This window comes from Gryllotalpicola sp. CP2-P1 (assembly GCF_057512245.1).
Window position 1 is genome coordinate 1 of sequence record NZ_JBLRDT010000204.1, and the last position, 4,451, is coordinate 4,451.

Here is a 4,451-nt window from a genome sequence, read left to right on the forward strand (position 1 = left end):
CCGGCGAGCCGGGCCGCTACTCGGCGGGCCCCAAGAGCGCGTTCGCGACGGTGCTGTGCGCCGACTCGTCGTCGGAGGGGTGGAAGATTCCCGCGAGCACATCGCGGTAGAGTCGCCCGAGCTCGGACGAGGTGAAGTACGACGAGCCGCCCGAGACGCGAATCGCCTTGTCGACCACCTCGCGTGCGGTCTCGGTCGCGCGGATCTTCACGCCGACGAGCTTCGGGAACCACTGGCCGCCGTGGTTCACGAGGCCGTCGACGTCGCTTGCGACGGCCTGGATCTGCGGAGCGAGCGCGTCCTGCTGGATCGCCGCGGACGCGAGTCGGAAGCGGATGTCGGGGTCGTGGGCGTAGGGCTTGCCGGTCTTGAGCGAGGTGCGCCGCTGCACCGTCTCGACGGCGATGTCGAGCGCGCGCTGGCCGATGCCCGTGTAGACCGAGGCGAGCAGCACCTCGAAGTTCGCGAAGATGCCGAACACGAGGCTGTCGGGGTTCGGGCCGGGGGCGAGTCGGCGCACGATGCGCTCGGCCGGGGCATACGCCCCCTTCAAGACGGTCGTGCGCGACTGCGAGGCGCGCATGCCGACGGTGTCCCAGTCGTCCTTGATCTCGACACTGCCGTCGGCGACCGCGTCGCGGGTGATGAAGCCGTAGACGACGCGGGGGCCGTCGGCACTCGCCGTGTCGAGGCCGGTCACGCCGAGCCGGGTCCATGCGGGCGAGAGCGAGGTGAAGATCTTGGTGCCCGTGAAGCGGTAGCCGCCGCCCGGCTCCGGAGCGGCCTCGGTCGTCGAGCCGAAGAGCACGAGGTCGTTGCCCGCCTCGCTGATGCCGAAGCCGAACAGCTCGCCCGCCCCCGCCTCGCGCAGCACGAAGTCGAGGGAGTCGTCGCCGCGATCGCGCAGCACCTTGGCCACGCCGGTCCACACGAGGTGCATGTTCACGGCGAGCGCGGTCGCGGGGGCCGCGCCCGCGAGCCGCTGCTGCTCGCGTGCCACCTCGGCGAGCGTCATTCCGAGGCCGCCGTAGCCCGCGGGCACGAAGGCCTTCAGGTAGCCCGCGGCGGCCAGCTCGGCGAGATCCTCGTCGAAGAACCCGTTGTCGCGGTCGTATCGGGCGGCGCGCGACCGGATGCGCGCGAGGAGCTCATCGGAGAGAACGGAGACGCCCGGGATCGATTCAGCCACGGCGTGAGCATATTCCCGGCATCCGACATGCGTGGCGACCCACTTAGAGTGGAACCCATGCAGCAACGGACGCTCGGCAGGACGGGGCGCGAAGTCTCCGTCATCGGACTCGGTACGTGGCAGCTCGGGGGCGACTGGGGGAACGTCAGCGAAGTCGACGCGCTCGCCGTGCTCGAGGCATCCGCCGAGGCCGGCGTCACGTTCTTCGACACGGCCGACGTCTACGGCGACGGGCGCAGCGAGTCTCTCGTCGGGCGATTCAAGGCGGCGCATCCGGATGCCCCGCTCACGGTCGCGACGAAGATGGGTCGCCGCGTCGACCAGGTGCCCGAGAACTACACCCTCGCGAACTTCCGCACCTGGCTCGACCGCTCGCGCGCGAACCTGCGCGTCGACACGATCGACCTGGTGCAGCTGCACTGCCCGCCGAGCCCCGTCTATTCGAACGACGAGGTCTTCGACGCCCTCGACCAGCTGGTCGACGAGGGCGTCATCGCGAACTACGGTGTCAGCGTCGAGACCGCGGCGGAGGCGCTCACCGCCATCGCGCGGCCGAACGTCGCGACCGTGCAGATCATCCTCAATGCGTTCCGCCTCAAGCCGCTCGACGAGGTGCTGCCCGCGGCACGCGAGGCCGGCGTCGGCATTATCGCGCGGGTGCCGCTCGCCTCTGGGCTGCTCTCGGGTCGCTACACGAAGGACACAACCTTCCCCGAGAGCGACCACCGCAACTACAACCGGCACGGCGACGCATTCGACGTGGGCGAGACGTTCTCGGGCGTCGACTTCGAGACGGGCGTCGCCGCCGCGCAGGAGTTCTCCGACGCCGTGGCCCAGCTGCGCGAGGAGTGGAAGATCGACAACCATGCTCTGCTCACGCCCGCGAAGGCCGCACTCGCCTGGGTGACCCAGCAGCCGGCCGTCTCGACGGTCATCCCCGGCGCTCGCAACGCCGACCAGGCGCTCAGCAATGCCGCCGCCTCATCGGTTCCCGAGCTCGGGCCCGAGTTCAATGCGCGCGTGCGCGACATCTACGACCGCTACTTCCGGGCGGCGATCCACGAGAAGTGGTGACCGGGGGCGCTGAGGCAGGCGGTGCGCAGGCTCGCAGTGCGCGGGCCGGCTGCGCTCAGGCGGTCGGGCACACGAGCCGCGTCGGCTCGCGCTGATCGGCGGCCCGCAGCACCTCGTGCTCGGTCATCGGGTGCCCGCAGATCGGGCACGGGGCGGACGCGTTGCGCACCTCCGGTGCTTCCGGGTGGCCGGCGCCGATCTGTGCAGGGCCCGTGAACGTGCGCACGACCCGATTCGCCTTCTGATAGAAGCTCCAGAACCCCTTGGCCTCGGCCACCACGCGCCCGCTTTCGTTAGTGCACTAATCGTTTGTACACTGATCATATGTCGGATGCCGCCCCTCGCGCCACTTCGTCGGAAGACCTGCTCGCGCTCGAGAACCAGGTGTGCTTCGCGCTGGCCGTGGCCTCGCGCAGTGTGATCGGGATGTATCGGCCGCTGCTCGAGCCGATGGGGCTCACGCATCCGCAATACCTCGTGATGCTCGCCCTGTGGGAACGCGGGCCGCACTCGGTGCGTGCGCTGGGCGATGCTCTGCGCCTCGAGCCGGCGACGCTCTCTCCGCTGCTCAAGCGCCTCGAGGCGCTCGGCTACGTGCGGCGGAGCCGCTCGCCCGAAGACGAGCGCGCACTGCGGGTCGAGCTGACGGATGCCGGGCGTGCACTGCGTGCCCAGGCCCTCGAGGTGCCGCCCGCCGTGATGCGACTGCTCGGCATGGACGTCGCAGAGCTTGCGACGCTGCGCGACACCCTGCACGGGCTGATCGCGGCGGTCGAGTCCGCTCCCTCGCGCGCGTAACCCTTCCCGTTCCCGTTCCCGTTTCCGTTCCCGTTCCCGTTCCGCGGCACGGCCTGCGTCCCGTTCTCCCCGGCACGGTCTGCGTCCCGCCGCCCAGCACGGTCTGCGTCCCCGTTCGCCGGCAGGGTTTTGCGTCCCGGGCCGACAGGTGCGCCCTCCGGGTGAGTCACTTCTGTCGGCCGGGGACGCAAAAGACCGGACGAAGAAGACGGGACGCAACAGACCGGGGACGCAAGAGAACTGAGCGCCGCGGCGGTGCGGCTTCCCCAGCACAGCGCTCGACATGCGTGAGTAGTCCACGGATCCGCGTAACGAGGCGACGGCGCCCCGATTGCCTGGGCTAGCAATGCGTGCATGGAACTCGAACCTCCTGACTTCACCCGGTTGCGTCTCGCTTTCCGAGACAGCTCGCACGGCGACGCGGTGCGGGCGTTTGAGCGCCGTCGGGCGAGGGGCGAGTTGGAAGCTCTGCGCGTCGGAGTGCTGCGGCCGGTGCTTCCGCCGCTCGCGACGATCGAGGGTGACCAGCGCTATCTGGAAAGCCGTCGGCGCTACCTCGACCTCATCTCCGCCGTCGGGCTGACACGTCGATCGGCTCCTGTCGTGTTCTCGCACCGCAGCGCGCTCGCCATTCTCGGTTTGCCGACCGTCGCTGCGTGGGGCCGATCGGTCGACGTTCTTGAGCCGGCCACGAGCGCACGACGCAGTAAGCACGGCGTTCGTGTGCACCGCACCGGCTATCTGCCGGAGGAGATCATGCCCTGGGGGCCGTTCTTTGTGACGACGCCGGCGCGAACGATCGCGGATCTCGCGCGGTCTGGGGACTTCATGTCGACGGTCGTCGCTCTTGACGCGGCCCTGCGCCCGACCGCGCGGTCGCTCGTGAGGCTCTCGAAGTCGGACGTGGCTGAGGTGCTCTCGCGCCACGGCGACTGGGGGCTCGCTCGAGCGGAGTTCGCCGTCGAGTTCGCCGACGGCCGAGCGGCCAACGCCGGGGAATCGGCCAGCCGCGTCACGATCTATCAGCTGGGCTATGAGGTGCCGGACCTGCAGGTGCGCCACTTCCACGCCGAGGGCTATTTCGATGTCGACTTCAAGTGGCGGCGCGGCCCGGGAATGCCGCGGCCGCTGATCGGCGAATTCGACGGAGGGGGGAAGTACGTGAAGCCCGAATACCTCGGGGGCATGACTCCGGGGGAGGCCGTGCTCAAAGAGAAGCGCCGCGAAGACATCTTGAGGCGACAGGACAACGACTTCGGCCGGTGGGGGTGGCCGGAGGTGAGGCATCCGATCGACCTCGACCGGATCCTGCGCGAGTGCGGACTACGGCCGATTCGTCGCCGGCTCATCTGACCTTTGCGTCCGCCGCCGACAGATGTGCACGGCGAGC

5 protein-coding genes are annotated in these 4,451 nt (G+C 69.7%); 3 read left to right on the forward strand and 2 right to left on the reverse strand.

The window, feature by feature from the left end; translation table 11 throughout:
- Positions 1 to 16: 16 nt before the first annotated feature.
- Positions 17 to 1,189, reverse strand: coding sequence for an acyl-CoA dehydrogenase family protein (locus ACM2XV_RS12725; RefSeq protein ID WP_487027191.1), 1,173 nt, complete (start codon positions 1,187 to 1,189; stop codon positions 17 to 19).
- 57 nt (positions 1,190 to 1,246) lie between these two features.
- On the opposite strand from ACM2XV_RS12725, the gene ACM2XV_RS12730 reads away from it, so the two are divergent.
- A complete protein-coding gene (locus tag ACM2XV_RS12730; RefSeq protein ID WP_487027192.1) occupies positions 1,247 to 2,263 on the forward strand; it encodes an aldo/keto reductase in 1,017 nt (338 codons plus the stop codon).
- 55 nt (positions 2,264 to 2,318) lie between these two features.
- Here the strand turns inward: ACM2XV_RS12730 and ACM2XV_RS12735 are convergent, their stop codons facing one another.
- Positions 2,319 to 2,540: a hypothetical protein gene (locus tag ACM2XV_RS12735; RefSeq protein ID WP_344775524.1), complete on the reverse strand. Its 222-nt coding sequence runs from the start codon at positions 2,538 to 2,540 to the stop codon at positions 2,319 to 2,321.
- A 47-nt stretch (positions 2,541 to 2,587) separates the two neighbouring features.
- On the opposite strand from ACM2XV_RS12735, the gene ACM2XV_RS12740 reads away from it, so the two are divergent.
- Complete coding sequence (locus ACM2XV_RS12740; protein ID WP_344775521.1) at positions 2,588 to 3,061, forward strand: MarR family winged helix-turn-helix transcriptional regulator; 474 nt, start codon at positions 2,588 to 2,590, stop codon at positions 3,059 to 3,061.
- A 459-nt stretch (positions 3,062 to 3,520) separates the two neighbouring features.
- Positions 3,521 to 4,414, forward strand: coding sequence for a hypothetical protein (locus ACM2XV_RS12745; RefSeq protein ID WP_487027193.1), 894 nt, complete (start codon positions 3,521 to 3,523; stop codon positions 4,412 to 4,414).
- Positions 4,415 to 4,451: the final 37 nt, after the last annotated feature.